Source organism: Nocardia jiangsuensis, assembly GCF_042650385.1.
GTDB lineage: Bacteria > Actinomycetota > Actinomycetes > Mycobacteriales > Mycobacteriaceae > Nocardia > Nocardia jiangsuensis.
Window position 1 is genome coordinate 270023 of the sequence record NZ_JBHSAX010000019.1, and the last position, 16890, is coordinate 286912.

Annotated in this window: 17 protein-coding genes and 1 riboswitch; of the genes, 6 read left to right on the forward strand and 11 right to left on the reverse strand. The window is 73.1% G+C overall.

The features are described from left to right. Positions 1 to 16 precede the first annotated feature (16 nt). Together ACFO0B_RS24240 and ACFO0B_RS24245 are read left to right on the forward strand one after the other, a co-directional pair. Positions 17 to 1081 carry a phosphotransferase family protein gene (locus tag ACFO0B_RS24240; RefSeq protein ID WP_378615295.1) on the forward strand — a complete coding sequence of 355 codons (1065 nt, stop codon included), beginning with the start codon at positions 17 to 19 and terminating at the stop codon, positions 1079 to 1081. Further along, positions 1078 to 2118 (forward strand): TIGR03857 family LLM class F420-dependent oxidoreductase, encoded by a 1041-nt coding sequence (locus ACFO0B_RS24245; protein WP_378614864.1) that lies wholly within the window; start codon positions 1078 to 1080, stop codon positions 2116 to 2118. Before ACFO0B_RS24240 ends, ACFO0B_RS24245 begins: the two co-directional genes overlap by 4 nt. Here the strand turns inward: ACFO0B_RS24245 and ACFO0B_RS24250 are convergent. The 6 genes from ACFO0B_RS24250 to ACFO0B_RS24275 form a co-directional block, all read right to left on the reverse strand. Then, complete coding sequence (locus tag ACFO0B_RS24250) at positions 2115 to 3440, reverse strand: pyridoxal-phosphate dependent enzyme (RefSeq protein WP_378614865.1); 1326 nt, start codon at positions 3438 to 3440, stop codon at positions 2115 to 2117. The two genes, ACFO0B_RS24245 and ACFO0B_RS24250, sit on opposite strands and share 4 nt — an antisense overlap. Continuing rightward, positions 3410 to 4807: a decarboxylase gene (locus ACFO0B_RS24255; protein WP_378614866.1), complete on the reverse strand. Its 1398-nt coding sequence runs from the start codon at positions 4805 to 4807 to the stop codon at positions 3410 to 3412. Before ACFO0B_RS24255 ends, ACFO0B_RS24250 begins: the two co-directional genes overlap by 31 nt. Positions 4808 to 5024: 217 nt before the next feature. Beyond that, a complete protein-coding gene (locus ACFO0B_RS24260) occupies positions 5025 to 5564 on the reverse strand; it encodes a hypothetical protein (protein WP_378614867.1) in 540 nt (179 codons plus the stop codon). Positions 5565 to 5774: 210 nt separating this feature from the next. Continuing rightward, positions 5775 to 7958, reverse strand: a complete 2184-nt coding sequence (locus ACFO0B_RS24265) for an ABC transporter ATP-binding protein/permease (RefSeq protein WP_378614868.1) — start codon at positions 7956 to 7958, stop codon at positions 5775 to 5777. Continuing rightward, complete coding sequence (locus tag ACFO0B_RS24270) at positions 7955 to 8938, reverse strand: ABC transporter permease (RefSeq protein WP_378614869.1); 984 nt, start codon at positions 8936 to 8938, stop codon at positions 7955 to 7957. The genes ACFO0B_RS24265 and ACFO0B_RS24270 overlap by 4 nt, the downstream gene beginning before the upstream one ends. Continuing rightward, positions 8935 to 10512 (reverse strand): ABC transporter substrate-binding protein, encoded by a 1578-nt coding sequence (locus tag ACFO0B_RS24275; RefSeq protein WP_378614870.1) that lies wholly within the window; start codon positions 10510 to 10512, stop codon positions 8935 to 8937. Before ACFO0B_RS24275 ends, ACFO0B_RS24270 begins: the two co-directional genes overlap by 4 nt. A gap of 18 nt (positions 10513 to 10530) precedes the next feature. Then, positions 10531 to 10715, reverse strand: a riboswitch (cobalamin riboswitch). Between the two features lie 49 nt (positions 10716 to 10764). Between ACFO0B_RS24275 and ACFO0B_RS24280 the strand changes: the two genes are divergently transcribed. Genes ACFO0B_RS24280 through ACFO0B_RS24290 form a run of 3 tightly spaced genes read left to right on the forward strand, consistent with a single transcriptional unit; the run spans position 10765 to position 12671 of the window. Further along, the gene (locus ACFO0B_RS24280; protein WP_378614871.1) at positions 10765 to 11370 is read left to right on the forward strand and encodes a TetR/AcrR family transcriptional regulator; all 606 of its coding nucleotides are present in this window, start codon (positions 10765 to 10767) and stop codon (positions 11368 to 11370) included. A gap of 10 nt (positions 11371 to 11380) precedes the next feature. Next, positions 11381 to 12028 (forward strand): enoyl-CoA hydratase-related protein, encoded by a 648-nt coding sequence (locus ACFO0B_RS24285; protein WP_378614872.1) that lies wholly within the window; start codon positions 11381 to 11383, stop codon positions 12026 to 12028. Positions 12029 to 12041: 13 nt separating this feature from the next. Next, entirely contained in the window at positions 12042 to 12671 is a 630-nt protein-coding gene (locus ACFO0B_RS24290) for a GNAT family N-acetyltransferase (protein WP_378614873.1), read from the forward strand. Here ACFO0B_RS24290 and ACFO0B_RS24295 read toward each other — a convergent pair. The 3 genes from ACFO0B_RS24295 to ACFO0B_RS24305 are packed head-to-tail and all read right to left on the reverse strand — an operon-like array spanning position 12641 to position 14904. After that, complete coding sequence (locus ACFO0B_RS24295) at positions 12641 to 13330, reverse strand: DedA family protein (protein WP_378614874.1); 690 nt, start codon at positions 13328 to 13330, stop codon at positions 12641 to 12643. The genes ACFO0B_RS24290 and ACFO0B_RS24295 overlap by 31 nt on opposite strands. 43 nt (positions 13331 to 13373) lie before the next feature. Continuing rightward, complete coding sequence (locus ACFO0B_RS24300; RefSeq protein WP_378614875.1) at positions 13374 to 14417, reverse strand: LLM class flavin-dependent oxidoreductase; 1044 nt, start codon at positions 14415 to 14417, stop codon at positions 13374 to 13376. Positions 14418 to 14460: 43 nt separating this feature from the next. After that, positions 14461 to 14904, reverse strand: a complete 444-nt coding sequence (locus ACFO0B_RS24305) for a MarR family winged helix-turn-helix transcriptional regulator (RefSeq protein ID WP_378614876.1) — start codon at positions 14902 to 14904, stop codon at positions 14461 to 14463. Positions 14905 to 15022: 118 nt separating this feature from the next. Between ACFO0B_RS24305 and ACFO0B_RS24310 the strand changes: the two genes are divergently transcribed. Beyond that, entirely contained in the window at positions 15023 to 15466 is a 444-nt protein-coding gene (locus ACFO0B_RS24310; RefSeq protein WP_378614877.1) for an SRPBCC family protein, read from the forward strand. Positions 15467 to 15777: 311 nt separating this feature from the next. Here ACFO0B_RS24310 and speG read toward each other — a convergent pair whose 3' ends face one another. Together speG and ACFO0B_RS24320 are read right to left on the reverse strand one after the other, a co-directional pair. Beyond that, on the reverse strand, positions 15778 to 16284 hold the full coding sequence (gene speG / locus ACFO0B_RS24315; RefSeq protein ID WP_378614878.1) for a spermidine N1-acetyltransferase: 507 nt from the start codon (positions 16282 to 16284) through the stop codon (positions 15778 to 15780). A 36-nt stretch (positions 16285 to 16320) separates the two neighbouring features. Continuing rightward, the gene (locus ACFO0B_RS24320) at positions 16321 to 16872 is read right to left on the reverse strand and encodes a dihydrofolate reductase family protein (protein WP_378614879.1); all 552 of its coding nucleotides are present in this window, start codon (positions 16870 to 16872) and stop codon (positions 16321 to 16323) included. Positions 16873 to 16890 lie beyond the last annotated feature (18 nt).

The following is a 16890-nucleotide window of genomic DNA, read 5'->3' on the forward strand; positions in this document are numbered from 1 at the left end:
AAGGACGCTCATCTCGATGCCGAACACGCACTCGATCCCGTCCGGTCCGCAGGACATCACCGCGCGCTGGCTCGCCGACGTGCTCGGCGTGGCCGTCGACGACGTCCGCGTCGAGCCGATCGGCACCGGCCAGACCGGTGCCACCTTCCGGCTGACCCCGACCGCCCCGCCGGAGTCGAAGCTCCCGTCCACGCTGGTGGCGAAGCTACCCGCGCTCGACCCGGCCATCCGCGAGCGCTGCGCGCTCGGTTACCGCTCCGAGTGCGCCTTCTACGACGAGGTCGCCGGGTCGGTCGCGGTCCCGCTGCCCGCCGTCTACCACGGCGACATCACCGAGAGCGCCACCGATTTCGTGCTGCTGCTCGAGGATCTCGCCCCGGCGGCGCAGGGCGACCAGCTCGCCGGGTGCACCCCCGAGCAGGCCGAACCTGCGGTCACAGCGCTCGCGGGGCTGCACGGTCCCCGCTGGTGCGACCCGGCCTGGCTGACCTTCACCGGCACCGCCATGCCGAAACCGGACGCGAACCTGGCCGCCGGGCTCGCCGGGATCACCCGCACCGCGCTCGACATCACCCTGGACAAGCTCGGCGACCGGCTCGGCGCCGCGAACCGCGAAACGCTCGCGCGGGTGGCCGAGCTGACCGAGCCCTGGCTGCTCTACGCGCCGGAGCGGTTCTCGGTGCTGCACGGCGACTTCCGCGTCGACAACCTGCTGTTCCACCCGGACGATTCCCGGATCACCGTGGTCGACTGGCAGACCGTGAGCGTCGGCCTGCCCGCCCGCGACCTCGCCTACTTCCTCGGCACCAGCCTGCTGCCGGCGGTGCGCGCCGAGCGCGAACGCGCGCTCGTCGCGCGCTACCACCGTCACCTCGCCGAGTACGGCGTCACCGGCTACCCGGCGGAAACCTGCTGGCAGGACTACCGGATCGGGATGCTGCAGATCCCGGTGCTGACCGCGCTCGGCTTCGCATTCGCCGCCGCCACCGACCGCGGCGACGACATTATCGCCACCATGCTCGACCGCGGTTGCCGCGCCATCCGCGAACTCGGCACCCTCGACCTGATCGTCGCCGGATGAGCCCGGCCCGCACCTTCGACGAGCTCGGCTACTACCTGCTCGCGGGCGCCGGCGACCCGCGCACCCTGGTCGAGGAGGCCCGCCACGGCGAGGCGCTCGGCCTCGGCACCGCCTTCATCTCCGAGCGGTGGAACGTCAAGGAGGCATCCTCGCTGGTCGGCGCGGCCTGCGCGGTCACCGAGCGGTTGCGGATCGCCACCGCCGCGACGAACCACAACACCAGGCACCCGCTGATCACCGGTGCCTGGGCGGCGACCATGCACCGGCTCTCCGGCGGGCGCTTCACCCTCGGGATCGGGCGCGGCATCGCCGCCGTCTACAGCGCCTTCGGCGTGCCCGCGGTCACCACCGCGCAGATGGAGGACTTCGCCGGGGTCATGCGCAGGCTGTGGCAGGGCGAGGTGATCGTGAACCACACCGGCCCGATCGGCGACTACCCGGTGCTGGTGCTCGACCCGGAGTTCCGCGAGGACATCCGCCTCGCCCTCGTCGCCTTCGGTCCACGGACCCTCGCCCTCGGCGGGCGCGCCTTCGACGACGTCGTCCTGCACACCTTCTTCACCCCGGAGACCCTGCGGCGCAGCGTGCGGATCGTGAAGGAGGCGGCGGAGCGGGCGGGCCGGAACCCCGACGACGTGCGAGTGTGGTCCTGCCTCGCGACCGTCGGCGACCACCTCCCGGAGGAGCTGCGGCTGCGCAAGACCGTGGCCAGGCTCGCGACCTACCTGCAGGGCTACGGCGACCTCATGGTCCGTACCAACGACTGGGACCCCGCCGTGCTGGCCCGCTTCCGGCAGGACCCGGTCGTGACCTCGGTGCCCGGCGGCATCGACCACAAGGCGACCCCGGACCAGATCGAGCACATCGCCGGGCTCATCCCCGACGAATGGCTCGAGCCCGCCGCCACCGGCAGCCCCGCGCAGTGCGTGGCGCGGATCCGGCAGGAGTTCGAGTACGGCGCCGACCGGGTCATCCTGCACGGCGCCACGCCCGCCGAGCTCGAGCCGATCCTGGCCGAGTACGGCACCACGTCCTAACGCCGACGCTCCAGCGGCAGCCCGGCATCCCGCCAGGCGGCGATGCCGCCCGCCAGGCTGTAGGCGTCGTACCCGGCCCGGCGGGTGAGCGCGGCGAAGTGCTGCGAGACCCGCCCGACCGGGCAGACGAAGACCAGCGGGCGGGAGCGGCAGAACGGCAGCTGGTCAGGGGTGAACCCGCCGAGCAGGTCGTCGCGCAGGTTGATCGAGCCGGGGATGTGCGCGACGCGGTAGGCCATGGCGCCGCGGGTGTCGACGACGGTGATCCGCCGGGCGCGGTCGAGCTCGTCGAGGTGCTCGGGGGTGAGCCGGGGGACGGCGGCGAGCTCGGCGGGGTGCGGCGGGGCGGGCCGGGACGGGTCGTCGAAGAGCTCGGGGCGGCGGGCCCGCAGGTAGGACAGGTACGGCTCGAGCCGGTCGCAGACGATGAGCACGGCGACCAGATCGGGGTCGCCGGGCCGCAATCCGGCCGCGGCGGGACGCAAGACGTCGAGCGCCGCGGCGTAGGCGGCGCCTGAGGTCGGGCCGGCGAGCACGCCGTAGCGGTGTGCGAGCAGCAGCGTGGCGCTGACCGCGTGCTCGGCGGCGACGGCGACGATCCGGTGGTAGAAATCCGGCTGGAAGAGCCCGACGTCCCACATCTCGGTCTCCGAGCGGATGCCGGGGATGAAGTCGCCGCGCGCGGAGACCACGCCGACGGTGCGCAGCCCCGGATTGTGCTCGGCGAGCGCGGTGGCGGTGCCGCGGGTGGAGCCGGTGGTGCCGAGCCCGCCGATCACGTAGTCGACCCGGTCGATCCCGCTTCCGGCGAGGGCGTCGCGTATCTCCCTTCCGGTGCCGCGGTAGTGCGCCTCGACATTGCGCTCGTTGGTGTATTGCGAAGCGTGGTACCACTTCCCCGGCTCGCGTGCCATGGTCGCGGCGATGACGGCGGCGACGTCGTCGGGGGCGGTGGGGTCGGGGCACTCGGAGAGCCCGGGCAGCTCGACGATCTCGGTGCCGAGCAGCCGCAGGGTGTCGCGCACCTCGTCGACCTTGATCCGGTTGGTCACCGCGCGCAGCCCGATGCCGTGCCTGGCGCCGAGCACGCGCAGCGCCTTGGCGGTATTGCCGCTGGATGCCTCGAGGAAGCCGCGGCCGCGCAGCTCGGGCAGGTCGTCGCGGATCATGCCCCAGGCGGCGCGGTCCTTCACCGAGCCGAAGGGGTTGTGCGACTCCAGCTTCGCGAACAGCCGCAGCCGCTCGATGCCGTGCACGGCGGCGTCGAGGCGGAGCAGCGGGGTGTCGCCGATCAGTTCGGTGATGTCGTCGTAGGCGCGCACGGGCCCTCCTCGGCGGGGCGGTGGCCGGCGTCGGGGCCGGCGGTGAAGGTGGAGCGGTCTCGGGTCACGGCGAGCCTGCGCGGCAGCGGGTGCATGGCCGCGGTGCCCGCGGAGAGGTCGGAGTGGTAGCCGGCGGTGTTGGGAAAGACCAGCAGGTCGCCGGGGCGGGGGCGGAAGGGGAGCCGGACCGCGCGGTTGCTGATCATGTCGCGCTCCAGGCAGAGGCGGCCGGCGAGGAACACGCCGAGTGGTGCGGGGTGCTCCGGGGGCGGCTGCGCGGGGACGAGGAGCGGGTCGACCAGGGTCTCCTGGTCGGCGGGGGTCACCTGGTCGCGGCTGAGGTCGAGGTTGACCAGGACCGTCCCGTCGGGCAGATCCTTGCAGAATTCGACTGCGGCGACGGTGATTCCGGCGTGGTCGGCGATGGCCTTGCCGGGTTCGAGCCAGAGTTGCAGCAGGTTGTCGGTGAGGATCGCGGCCAGCGAGCGGTGGTTGCCGGGGATCTCGGCCTCCAGCAGGGCCGCCAGTGCCGCCGTGGCGGGCACGGTGTTGGCGTACTTGTGGAAGACCGGGATGCCGTGCACCGACCCGTCGCCGACCCGGTAGCCGAAGGTGGCGCCCGCCCAGGTCAGGGGCCGGCCGTCGCCGAGGAGCGCGGTGCGCAGGACGCGGGTGTAGGTGTCGTAGGCGCCGGGGTCGGCGGTGAAGACCTGCCGCAGCCCGCCGCCGATGTCGAGCACGTCGGGGGAGAGGCCCGCGTTCCAGGCGCTCTCCAGCAGGGTCAGGCAGGTCGTGACCGCGCGCAGGCGGTCGCGGTGCTCGCCGGTGTCGAGATGGAACGACAGGCCGCGCAGCGCTACTCGGTCGCGGTTGGCGGCCAGTAGCGGCCAGAGTGTGTCGATCTCGTCCGCCGGGATACCGAAGCGGCTCGCCGCGGTGCCGGGAAAGCCGCTGACCCGCAGGAGGATCGGGGCGGGGTGTCCGGCGAGGGCGATGATCCGGTCGAGTTCCCAGCGGTTGTCGACGTTGATCGTGACGTTCTCGGCCAGCAGGCGGCGCAGGAAGCGCTCACCCTTGGGACCGGTGGCCTCGATCCGGGTCGGTGGGAAGCCCGCGCCGAGTGCACTGTCCAGCTCGCCTGCCGAGGCGATGTCGATGTCGATGCCAAGCCGGCAGGCTTCGCGCACGAACGCCTGCGAGCGGTTGACCTTGTGGGCGTAGCAGAGCCGGTGCTCGACACCGCGGGCCGACAGCACGTTCCGCAGCGCCGCGGCATTGCGGGCGAAGACCTGCGGGAACACCAGGTGCAGGGGCGTGCCGTCGCGTCCGGCGACCGCGACGAGGGCGGTGTCGATGAACTCACGCACCAGCGGATCGAGGAGCGGGGGAACCTCGGGCGGGATCACCGGGCGCGCCCGGTGCGGCGGGGTGGACAGGGGGAGTCGGGCGGAGTCATGGCGCACTCCTCGGTTCGGCGACGCGCGGCGGTACCGGGCGCGACCACCCGCGCCTCGGCTGGGGCAACGCACACCGCTGCCGGGATCGGCGCGGTGCGCTGCGCTCACCGGCCCGGGCGGCACTGCCTCAGCGGACGGCGAGCTCTGGCGACAACTCGGCGACCACGGGCGGCCCACGCCGCGACATCGCGTGCCGCAGCCGCACCCCGCGCAGCGGCGCCGGATACTCCACCGGCACGCGGCCGGGCACCGCGGTGACCGCGACGAGCACGGGAAGGACGACCCGGGTGAAGAGCGTGCGCACGAGCGCGAACACCGCGCGCTCACCGCGCCACAGCCACAGCCCGCAGACCGACGCGGCCAGCACGTGCGCGGCGAGCATCCCCGCCGCACCGCCGTGCGCTCCGTGCTCGACGCCGAACCACAGGTGCAGCACCGCCTGCCCGCCGAGCAGCCCCCCGCCGATGGCGATCGGCCCGCGCTCCCGATCGGCCACCACCCAGGCCACCGCCGCCACCGCGAGCAGCGCCGAGACGGTCGTCGAACCCGGCACCGGGGTACCGGCGGCGTAGCCGTGCCCCGCGGCGGCGAGCGCGACGCAGAGCAGCGCGAAAACCGTCGCGCGGCAGACTCGTACGGCCGGCAGCGCTCCCGCGCCTGGCATCATCGCCGCATCCACCCCCTGCCGGACGGTCTTCGTGCCGGACAGCGTAAGCCGGTGCGCCCGGGCGGGGTTGCGCCGGGGCCGACACCGATGCTGTTGCCGGCGGCCGGGTCAGGGCACGCTTACTCCTGCCGGTGGGTGCGGCGGTGCACGTTCGAGCGAGTGCTGCGGGTACGAGGTCGTGTCCGACGGCGGGCACCTGCTGCGCGACGGCTACGGCTTCCTCCACGCCCCCGCGGCGTGGTCGGCCGCGAGGTCGACGATCCCGTCGGCCAGCCGCTCGAGCACCCACTGCTGGTGGCTGATCACGAGTAGCGCGACGCCCGAGCCGCGCAGGTCGTCGAGGATGTCGAGGACGACCTCGGCGGCGCGCCGGTCGAGCGAGGCGGTGATCTCGTCGCAGAGCAGCACCTCGGGTCCGGCGGCGAGGGCACGGGCCAGCGCGGCGCGCTGCTGCTGCCCGCCGGAGAGCCGGTCCGGGCGGCGCGCGGCCAGCTCCGGGGCGAGCCGGACCGCCGCCAGCAGCCTGCTGGTCTCGCGGGTGGCGGCGGGGGCGGTCATTCCGCGCAGCAGCCGCAGCGGGCGCGCGATCTGCGTGCCGATCGAGTGCGCGGGGTTGAGCGACGTCGCCGGATTCTGGCAGACCAGCTGGATCGCGCGCCGCTGCGCGATCGGCCGGTGATCCACGCGCGGGTGCAGTGGCTGCCCGCGCAGGGTGAGGGTTCCGCGGTCGGGCGGGTGCAGCCCGGCCAGGGTGCGGGCGACGGTGGTCTTGCCCGCCCCAGACGGGCCCGTGAGCGCGAGGCAGTGGCCGGGGCGCAGCGTGAACGACAGGTCGGTGGCGACGGGCCGCCCGCGCCGGTGGCCGGTGGTGAGGCCGTCGACCCGGAGAATGGCCTCGCGCGCGCTGTGCGGCAGCGTTTTCCGCGCCACTTCCGGTGCCGGCGCGAGGTCGGCCACGGGCCGGAAGGAGATCAGCCTGCCCCGCTCCAGCTCGGCGACGTGCTGCACGATCGGAGCGAGCGCGGCCGGGTCGTGGGTGATCACGAGCAGCGTGGCGGCGGTGTCCCGGCGCAGGGTGCGGACGAGATCCGCCCTGGCGGCGGCGTCGAGCCCGGTGGTCGGCTCGTCGAGGACGACGACCGCCGGGTCACCGAGCAGCGCCATGGCCAGCAGCACCCGCTGCTGCTGGCCGCCGGAGAGCTGGTGCGGGTGGCGGCGGCGGAATGCGCGGTCGTCGGGCAACCCGACCCGGCGCAGCGCGGTGCCGACGGAATCGCCGTGCAGCCGGGTGATCTCGGCGAGCGCGGTGCCGATCCGCAGGGCGGGGTTCAGCCCGGACCCCGGATCCTGCGGCACATACCCCACCGCGCGCGAACCGGACTCCACCGACACCTGCCCCGTCGCGGACAACCCGGCCGGGAGCGCACCCAGAATCGCGAGCGCGAGCGTCGTCTTCCCGGCACCGGAGTCCCCGACCACCGCCACTGCGGAACCCGCGGGCAGGTCGAGATCGATGCCGTCGAGCACCGTGGCGCCGTCGGCGGCCAGCACCCGCAACCCGCGCACTCGCACCCCGCCGCCGCCGCCGGACACCGGCGGCAGCGCGGGCCCGGCGGCGCCCGGGTCGAGCGCCCGGTCGGAGATCATGTTCACGGCGACGACCAGCACCATGATCAGCAGCGCCGGGGCGAGCACCGCCAGCGGCTGCTGGGCGAACCCCTGCCGGTTCTCGGTGATCATGAGCGCCCAGTCCGCCGACGGCGGGCGCAGCCCGAGCCCGAGGAAGCTGCTCACCGCCACGATCGACACGGTGGCCGAGAGCCGGACCCCGGCGTCGGCGGCGAGCACCGGCCGCAGATTCGGCAACACCTCGACCAGCGCCAGCCGCCACAGCGGCTCGCCGCGGGCCCGCGCGCTCTCCACGTAGCCGGTGGCGGCGATCTCCACCGTCGCGGTGCGCACGATCCGCACGATCCACGGCACCGCGGCCAGCGCGGCCGCGGTCGCCACCGCCGCCGGGCCCGCGCCGAGCGCGGTCGCGATCACCGCGAGCAGCAGGAACCACGGCAGCACCACGATCGCGTCCACCGGACGGCTGATCCACGGATCGGCGCGCCGCCGCAGCCCGGCCACCACCCCCAGCCCGGCCCCGGCGGCGTAGGCGAGCGTCAGCGAGAGCGCCGCGATCGAGACCAGCGGCAGCCCGCCGTGCAGGACCCGGGAGAGCACGTCGCGGCCGATCACGTCGGTGCCGAGCGGGTGCGCCGCGGCGGGTGGCAGGAACGGCGCGCCTGCCACCGCGGTCGGGGGATGCGGGGCGAGCAGCGGCCCGGCCAGCACCAGCAGCAGGAGCGCCGCCGCCAGCACGGCCCAGCCGGTTCTGATTCCGCTCATCGTCGCTCCAGTACCAGGTCGCGTGCGCGCGGGGAGGTCAGCATGGTCACCAGGTCGGCGATCAGGTAGAGCCCGACCCCGGCCGCGGCGAGCAGCACCGCCGCGGACTGCACGAAGGGGAAGTCGCGCCCCGCCACCGCGCGCAGCAACTCCTGGGCGACCCCCGGGTACACGAACAGCGTCTCCACCACCGCGATCCCGCCGATCAGCCCGACCAGCGCACCGGCGAGCGGATGCACCGCCGCCGAGATCGCGTTCGGCGCCACGTGCCGCAGCAGCAACCGCGGCCCGCGCACCCCGTTGAGCCGCGCGGTGCGGATGTAGGGGGCCGCCATCACCTGCGCGGTCTGCGCGCGCACCATCCGCACCGGGTGCGGCGCCAGCCCGGCCAGCAGGCACAGCACCGGGAGCACCAGGATCTCCGGCCTGCTCCACGCCGACGCCCCGGTCGGCAGCAGCGAGACCGCGGGCAGCAGCCGCAGCGTCAGCGCCACCGTGGCGATCAGCACCACCCCGGAGACGAAGGGCGGCAACGACTCCGCGGTCAGCGCACCCATGCTGATCGCCCGGTCGGTGCGCGAGCCCGGCCGCGCCCCGGCGACCAGCCCGAGCCCGATCGCCAGCGGCACCAGCAGCACCGCGGTCACCAGCGCCAGCGTCGCGCTGTTCGCCAACCGGCCGAGCAGCACATCGGCCACCGGCCGCCCGGAGAGCAGCGAGGTGCCGAGGTCGCCGTGCGCGAACCGCACCACCCAGTCGGCGAACCGGACCGGCGCGGGCCGGTCCAGCCCGAGCTCGGCGCGCAGCGCCGCCAGCTGCTCCCGGCTCGGCTCGGCCCCGCCCTGGCGCGCCAGGAGCACCGTCGCCGCATCCGAATCCAGCGCCTCGAACAGCACGAACACCAGCACCGCCACCACCGCGAGCACGACGGCGGCGGTGCCGAGCCTGCGCAGCGCCCACCGGGTGAGCGCCCAGCTCACCCGGCGAGCCAGGTGGTGGCGTAGTTGGCCCAGTCGTCGGTGCCGGGCACCCCGTCGCGCATGCCGCCGACCTTCGCGCGCGCCGCGTCCGGGCGCTTGGCGAAGCTGTGCAGGATGAGCCCGCCCTCGTTCCAGAGCTCCTCCTGCAGCTCGGCGTAGAGCGCGGTGCGGCGGGCCGGGTCCATGGCGGCGCGGGCCTCGGCGAACCCGGCGTCCCAGCCGGGGCGGCGCCAGCCGGTGCCGTTGCTGGGCGAGGTGCTGGTGGCGGTCTGGCCGTAGAAGTAGTCCAGGCTGTAGTTCCACCAGCCGAGCTGGGTGAGCGGCCGCTTACCGCTGATCTGCGAGAAGTAGGTGTCGGCGGGGGCGGATTCGAGCCGGATGGTGATGCCCGCCTTCGCGGCGTGCTCGGCGAAGAGCGTGGCGGCCTCCACCTGGCCGGGCAGCCCGTCCGCCGTCGGCAGCGTGACCGTCAGGTTCTCCCTGCCCGCCTCGCGCAGCAGCGCGCGCGCCCGCTCCGGGTCGTAGGCGCGCTGCGGCAGCCGGTCGTTGTAGAAGGGGGCGCCCTTGCCGTAGATGTCGTTGCCGACCTCGCCGTAGCCGTAGTACAGCGCGTCGGTCATGGCCTGCCGGTCCACCGCGAGCCGCATGGCCTGGCGCACCCGGACGTCGTCGAAGGGTGCCATGTCCACCCGCATCTGGAAGGCGCCCATGAGCCCGGCGGGCGGCACGATCACGCGCGCGTCGGGGTCACCGGCCAGGGTACGGGCCTGCAGGTAGCTCATCTCGTGCACCACCTCGGCCGCGCCGGAGAGGAAGGCGTTCATCCTGGCCTCGGTCTCCGCGATCTGGATGATCTCGACCTCGTCCAGCAGGGCGGGGCCGTCCCAGTGCAGGTCGTTGCGGCGCAGCAGCGTCCGGTCGCCCGGCGCCCAGTTCGCCAGCGCGAACGGGCCGGTGCCGACCGGGAGGGTGCGCGCGTCGAAGGTGGTGCTGCCCGCCTTGATCACGTAGCAGTACCAGCCGGCCAGCACCGAGCCGAAATCGGCGAGCGGATACTTCATCTGCACCACCACCGCGTGCTCGCCGTCGGCGCGGGTGCGGGCCAGGTCGATCATCGACAGATCGCCCGACGACGGCTTGGCCGGGTCGAGCATGCGCTCGAAGCTGAACAGCACGTCGCGCGAGGTCAGCGGCGAGCCGTCGCTGAACCGCACGCCCCGGCGCAGCCGGATCCGCCACGAGCTGCCGTCCGCGTTCGGCTCCAGCGCCTCGGCCAGCCGGTAGCGCAGCGTGAGGTCGTTGTTGTAGGCGACCAGCTTGTCCCAGACGTTCTTCGCCACCGCGCCGCCCGCGGAGCTGCCCGCCTCGTACGGGTCGAGCACGTCGGCGGTGGCCGAGCGGCCGGCGATCGCGGTGCGCAGCCGCCCGCCCGGCCGCGGCGGGCCGTCGGCCACCGGCGGCGCGCCGCCGCTGCCGCAGCCGGTCAGCAGCGCGGCGCCGCCGAGCGTCAGCCCGGCCGTGCCGATCAGGAATCCGCGCCTGCCGATGCGGGCGCGCGGTGTGGAGTTGTGCATGACCATCCTCGTGGGTGTGTTCCCGGTACCGCGGACGCAGGTGTCCTGGCTCCCGGATCGACGCTCCCCACCGGCCTTCCGACCCGGGTAGGTCGTGGCCACGAAATCGGCGGATCACTCCTCGGTGACAGTTGCGGGACAGCCCCGGATTCGCACCGGTGTTCCCTGCCTTCCGTCGCGGAACGTTACCGGGGCGAACCGGTGAACGGGGCGCGCTGGATAACAGAGCGAGTGCTCTGTTATGGTGTGGTCATGCCGCGCCCCCGCCTGCACGATCTCGACGCGCTGATGGACGTCGCCGAGCGCATGGCCGTGGAATCGGGCCCCGCCGCGGTCACCGTGCGCGCCCTGTCGCAGGCCGCCGGGGTCTCGAACGGCGCGATCTACCACGCCTTCGGCTCCCGGCCCGCGCTGCTCGGCCGGGTGTGGCTGCGTGCGGCGCGAGGCTTCCTCGCGCTGCAGCGGCAGGCCGTGCGCAGCGCGCAGGGCGGCGCGGTGGAGGCGGTCGTCGCGGCCGCCGACACGCCCGCGGAATTCCTCGTGCGACAGCCGGTCTCGGCGCGTTTCCTGCTCGCCGTCGCCCGGGAGGAGCTGCTCGGCTCCGGCGACATCCCGGACGACCTCGCCGCGGAACTCCGCCACCTCGACCGGGTCCTGACCGAGCTGTTCGTCACCCTGTCCCACGACGTCTTCGCCCGCGACGACCGCGAAGCCGTCGCGGTCATCCGCGACTGCGTGGTCGAACTGCCCACCGCGCTGCTCCTGCGCGGCAATCGTGCACCCGCCCCGCCGGTCCGCGAACGCCTCGCCGCCGCGGTCCGCGCGGTCCTCGCCCTGACTCCGCCCCCACCGACGTGAAGGAACCACCGTGACCGCGACCCTGCGCTACGAGGGCGGCATCGCCGTCCTCACCCTCGGCACCGACGAGAACCGCTTCTCCCCGGACTGGCTCGACACCGTCGCCGCCCACCTCGACGCCGTCGAGCGCGCTGCCGTCGGCCTGATCACCATCGGCACCGGCAAGTTCTACTCCAACGGCCTCGACCTGGAGTGGCTGCTGGCCAACGGCGAGCACGCGCAGGAGTACCTCGCCCGCGTCCAGGAACTCTTCGCCCGCATCCTGACCTTCCCGATGCCGACCGTCGCCGCGGTCAACGGCCACAGCTTCGGCGCGGGCGCCATGCTCGGCCTGGCGCACGACTACCGCCTCATGCGCGCCGACCGCGGCTACTACTGCTTCCCCGAGGTCGACATCGACATCACCTTCACCCCGGGCATGGCCGCGCTCATCCAGGCCAAGCTCACCCCGCAGGCGGCGCTCACCGCCATGACGACCGGCCACCGCTTCGGTGCGGGCGACGCCCTCGCGGCCGGGCTCGTCGACGGCACCGCCGCCGAACCCGAGCTGCTCACCGCGGCGCTCGCCCGGCTCGCGCCGCTCACCGGCAAGAATCCCGCGACCGTTGCCGGGATCAAGGCCGCCATGTTCGGCAGCGTCACCGCCGCGCTGCGCTGAGTACGGTGGGCGCATGGAGATACGCGCCGTCCTGCCCGGCGACCGGGCCGAACTGCTCACGCTGAGCAGCCGCGCCGGGGCGGGCTCGCCGACCGAATCCATCTGGGGGCACGCCGAATCCGAGGCAGCGGTGTATCTCACCCCGTACTTCGAGCTGGAGCCGGAGTCGCTGTTCGTCGCGGTGTCCGGCGGGGAACTGGCCGGGTACCTGGCCGGCTGCGTCGACACCGCCGCGTTCCCGAGCGAGGAGGAGCGCATGCGCCGGGCGATGAGCGACCACCGGCTGTTTTTCAAGCGCAGGCCACTGGCGTTCTTCGCCCGCGCCGGCATCGATGCCATGCGCCCCGGGCCGACCGCGGGGGAGCTGGACGACCCGCGCTACCCCGCGCACCTGCATATCAACCTCGTCCCCGAGGCGCGCGGGACCGGCGCCGCGGACGCACTCATGGCGCGCTGGTTCCTGCGGCTCGAGCAGGCGGGCGCGCCGGGCTGTTTCCTGCAGACCCTGGTCGAGAACACCAGGGCCGGAAAGTTCTTCGAGCGCTCGGGTTTCACCGATCACGGCCCGACGCCGCTCGTCCCCGGCCTGCGTTACCGGGGGGCGCGGGTGCATCAGCGCACGATGGTCCGCGCGTCGCGCTGATCGCGACGGCGGCGCAGGCGGCGGACGACGAACCAGCCGCAGGCGAGCACGGCGGCGGCGATCACCCCGTACTGGAAGACGGCGGTGTACGGCTCGACCCGATGCCAGTTCGCCCCGAGCGCGTACCCGGCCAGCACGAAGGCCGTGTTCCAGATCAGGCTGCCCGCGGCGGTGAGCACGCTGAAGTACAGGAAGTTCATCCGCTCGACTCCGGCGGGGATGGAGATGAAGCTGCGGAACATCGGGATCATCCGGCCGAAGAACACCGCCTTGCCGCCGTGTCTGCCGAACCAGGCCGCCGAGCGGTCGACATCGTCGGGGTCGAGCAGCGGGATGCGGCCAGCGATGCGGCGCAGCCGCTCGTGCCCGAGCCCGGCGCCGAGGCCGTAGAGCAGCCAGGCGCCGAGCAGCGAGCCGATCGTGGTCCAGACGATCGCCGACACCAGCGAGAAATCGCCGAGCCGGGCGGCGAAACCGGCCAGCGGCAGGATGACCTCGCTGGGTAGCGGCGGGAAGAGGTTCTCCAGGAAGACGGCGAGCCCGGCTCCCGGGCCGCCGAGCCGTTCCATCAGGTCGACGGCCCAGCCTGCGAGGCCGTCGGGCGGTGCGGATTCGATGGCGGGGCTCCTTCCGTCGCGGGCGGCGGGTGAACCGCCCATTTCGGGCATTCCCCGTCGGCGCGCCGGGACACCTCCGCCGGAATCAGCGCCGCAGCGCGGCGGTGAGCAGCTCGACGGTCTGGATGCGGCCGGTGCTCTCGTCGAGCGGCTCGGATTCGAACTGGCCGGCGGCGGCGGAGATCATGATCTCGTCCACGCCGTGCTCGGCGGCGAAGGCGCGCAGCCGCTTCGCCACGTCGTCGGGCTCGCCGATGAACCAGTTCCGCGCCTGGTGGTCGATGATCCGCCGCTCGGCCTCGTCGGAGGGGTTCGCGCGTACCTCGTCGACGGTCTCGGCGGCGCGCAGCGGCTTGTTCGAGCGCATGCGGGCCATCATGCGCAGGTGCGGAAGGGCGCGCTCGAAGGCCTCCTCGTGGGTCGGGGCGACGACGGCGTTCGCGGTGAGGAAGCTCTTCGGCTCCGGATGCTCGGCGGAGGGGCGGTACTGCGTGCGGTAGAGCGACATGGCGTGGTCCAGGTGGTCGCCGGCGAAGTGGTTCGCGAAGACGTAGGGCAGGCCGAGCTGGGCGGCCAGCCGCGCCGAGTAGTCGCTGGAGCCGAGCAGCCACACCTCGGGCGTGCTGGTCGCGACCGGAGTGGCCCTCACGGTGTACTCGCCGCCGGAGGCGAAGCGCAGGTTCGCGCCGTCGGGGTGCGAGAGCGCGATGATGTCCTTGATGTTGTCCGGGAAGCGGTCGACGTCGCTGGTCGCGCCGGACTGGCGCAGCAGCTGGGTGATCACCTGGTCGCTGCCGGGCGCGCGGCCGATGCCGAGGTCGATGCGGCCGGGCGCGAGCGCCGCCAGCGTGGAGAACTGCTCGGCCACGATGAGCGGGGAGTGGTTGGGCAGCATGACCCCGCCGGAGCCGAGCCGGACGCGCTCGGTGCGGCTCGCGGCGGCGGCGATGAGCACCGGCGGCGAGCTGGAGGCGATGGCGGGCATGTTGTGGTGCTCGGCGAACCAGTAGCGGTGCACGCCGAGCTCGTCGGCGCGCCGGACCAGCTGCATGGACGCCGCGACGGCCTGCGCGCTGGTCTGGCCGGTGCGCAGCGGGACGAGGTCGAGCAGGGAGAGGGTGAGTGCCATGGTCGTACCAATCCTTCGGACGGCGGGCGTCGCCGGTGGGTGGTCAGCCGCCGGTGGGGCGGCCGAGTGCGTCGATGGTGCGCCGGAGGTGCTCGAGCTCGTCGGCGGTGTGCGGGCAGACCTCGTCGATCTTGCCGGTGACGGCGCGGACCTCGGCCTCGAGCGCGAGCCCGCGCTCGGTGAGGTCGACCAGGACGCGGCGCTCGTCACCCGGATCCCGCCTTCGGGTCACCAGCCCGGCCGTCTCCAGACGCTTGACCAGGGGAGTGATGGTGCCGGTGTCCATCTCCAGGCAGGCGCCGAGCGCGCCGACGGTCCGGGGGGCGCCGTCGATGAGCGCGAGCACGACCAGGTACTGCGGGAAGGTCAGCCCCAGCGGTTCGAGGATGGGCTTGTGGTGGCGGATCATGCGGTTCGCCGCCCCGTAGAGCGCGAACGACAGCTGCCTGCCCAGCTCGCCGGTTCGTTCTCCAGCGCGTGATTCCATAGTGCACTAGATACTAGCGCGCTGGAGCAGGTGTCGCCACCGGGCCTCGATGCAGGGCTGTCCGGGGCCGCCTCCGGGATCTACTATAGGTTGTAGTAGTCGATTAGGGGGTTCTCGAATGGAAGTCATCACGGTCGAGCGCGTGATCGATGCGCCCGTCGAGCAGGTGTTCGACTGGCTCGCCGACGCGGGCAACTACCCGCGGTCGCCGGTCGTCCTGCGGGCGCGGCTCGTGCGGCCGGGCGTGGGCGCGCCGTACGGGGAAGGGGCCGTGCGGGTACTCGTCTGGGTGATCGGCTGGTTCCGCGAGCGGGTCACCGCCTACCGGCCGCCGCACGAGTTCGAGTACCTGGTCGAGCGGAGTTTTCCGCCCGCCCGGCACGAGGGCGGAAAGCTCACGTTCACCGCGGTGCCCGGTGGGACGGCAGTGGTGTGGACCACCACCGCCGAGATTCGGGTGCCGTTCGGCGCGGGGGTGCTCACGCGGGTGGTGGCGAAGCCGGTGATCGCGTTCGTCTTCGGCCGCGTGCTGGCCGCTGCGGATCGTGCCCTTCGCACCTGATGTGGTCTGCCGTGAACGGGCTCAGCAGGCTCCCGAACTGCGGCGCCGTGCCTCCGTCAGGTACCCCTCGAGCACCGCGCGCGTGGCCTCCGCGCGGTGGGGGTCGCCTGCGGCGAGCGCGGCGCGGTGGGCTGCTTCCCAACGCAGCACGCCTGCGGTGACCCTCGGATCCGGCTGTTCGGTCAACGGGACTGCCCGGGTGGTAGACATGCCTGCTATGTTCGCGGGTCGAGTCAACTTCGGGCAAGCATCGAAAGGGTAAATATGAAACGTTTCACTCCGGTGTCGCCCTTTCGGCGAGCTCGCGTGGCTCACCCGCCCAGGTGTTCGTGCTGCAGGACGCTCATGCGCAGCGCGTTCCGGTAGCGGCCACCGGCGAAGTACTCGTCGCGCAGGGTGCCCTCGTCCTGGAAGCCGAGCTTGCGGTACACGTGGATCGCCTTCTCGTTCACCACGTCCACGATCAGGTACACCTTGTGCAGGTTCAGCACGGCGAAGGCGTAGTCCAGCGCCTTGCGGGTCGCGACGGTCGCCAGCCCGCGCCCCTGGTGCCCGGGCGCGATGATGATCTGGAACTCCGCGTTGCGGTGCACCGGCGCGATCTCCCGCAGCTCGACCAGTCCGGCGTGCGCGCCGTCCACATCCAGGACGAAGCGGCGTTCCCGCTCGTCGTGGATGTGCCGGTCGTAGATGTCGCGCAGCTCGACGAGCGCCTCGAACGGCTCGTCGAACCAGTAGGACATGATCTGCGCGTCGTTGAAGAGCTGGTGGACGAAGGGGAGATCCTCGCGCTCGAGGGCGCGGAGCCGGATGTTCACGCCCCCATTCTATTGCTGGATAGTTGCTGCGCGGTGCTACTCGGCCTGGAAGCGCAGCAGCTGCGCGGAGGCGAAGCGCCTGGACTCCAGCGGCCGGAGCCGGATGCGCTCGGCCAGCGCCGGGAACATCGGGGTGCCGCCGCCGAGCACCACCGGCGAGACGTAGACGTGGTACTCGTCGATCAGCCCGTGCGGAATGACGGCGGCGGCGAGTTCGGCGCCGCCGATCTCGGCGACGCCGTCGCCTTCGGCCTTGATCCGGCGCACCTCTTCCACGGCGTTCTCCTTGACCAGTGTGCTGTTCCAGGCGACCTCGGTGAGCGTGCGGGAGAAGACGACCTTGGGCACCGCGGTCCAGAGCTGCCCGAACTCGCGCTCGATCGGCGGCGCGTCCGCGGCCACGTGCGGCCAGTACTCGGCCATGAGCTCGAAGAGCCTGCGGCCGTTGAGCACGATCTCGAGCTCGCGGAACCGGTCGTTGTGGTGCTGGTGCAGCTCGTCGTCCGGGTCGGACCAGTCGATACTGCCGTCCCGGTCGTTGATGTAGCCGTCCAGGGACACGCCGAAGCCGTAGATCAGTTTCCTCATGCCGGGTAGACCTCCTGT

Coding starts and splice junctions, on each gene's coding strand:
- ACFO0B_RS24240 (WP_378615295.1), top strand. CDS start 17: ATGCCGAACACGCACTCGATCCCGTCCGGTCCGCAGGACATCACCGCG.
- ACFO0B_RS24245 (WP_378614864.1), top strand. CDS start 1,078: ATGAGCCCGGCCCGCACCTTCGACGAGCTCGGCTACTACCTGCTCGCG.
- ACFO0B_RS24260 (WP_378614867.1), bottom strand. CDS start 5,564: ATGATGCCAGGCGCGGGAGCGCTGCCGGCCGTACGAGTCTGCCGCGCG.
- ACFO0B_RS24265 (WP_378614868.1), bottom strand. CDS start 7,958: ATGAGCGGAATCAGAACCGGCTGGGCCGTGCTGGCGGCGGCGCTCCTG.
- ACFO0B_RS24275 (WP_378614870.1), bottom strand. CDS start 10,512: ATGCACAACTCCACACCGCGCGCCCGCATCGGCAGGCGCGGATTCCTG.
- ACFO0B_RS24280 (WP_378614871.1), top strand. CDS start 10,765: ATGCCGCGCCCCCGCCTGCACGATCTCGACGCGCTGATGGACGTCGCC.
- ACFO0B_RS24290 (WP_378614873.1), top strand. CDS start 12,042: ATGGAGATACGCGCCGTCCTGCCCGGCGACCGGGCCGAACTGCTCACG.
- ACFO0B_RS24295 (WP_378614874.1), bottom strand. CDS start 13,330: ATGGGCGGTTCACCCGCCGCCCGCGACGGAAGGAGCCCCGCCATCGAA.
- ACFO0B_RS24300 (WP_378614875.1), bottom strand. CDS start 14,417: ATGGCACTCACCCTCTCCCTGCTCGACCTCGTCCCGCTGCGCACCGGC.
- ACFO0B_RS24305 (WP_378614876.1), bottom strand. CDS start 14,904: ATGGAATCACGCGCTGGAGAACGAACCGGCGAGCTGGGCAGGCAGCTG.
- ACFO0B_RS24310 (WP_378614877.1), top strand. CDS start 15,023: ATGGAAGTCATCACGGTCGAGCGCGTGATCGATGCGCCCGTCGAGCAG.
- ACFO0B_RS24320 (WP_378614879.1), bottom strand. CDS start 16,872: ATGAGGAAACTGATCTACGGCTTCGGCGTGTCCCTGGACGGCTACATC.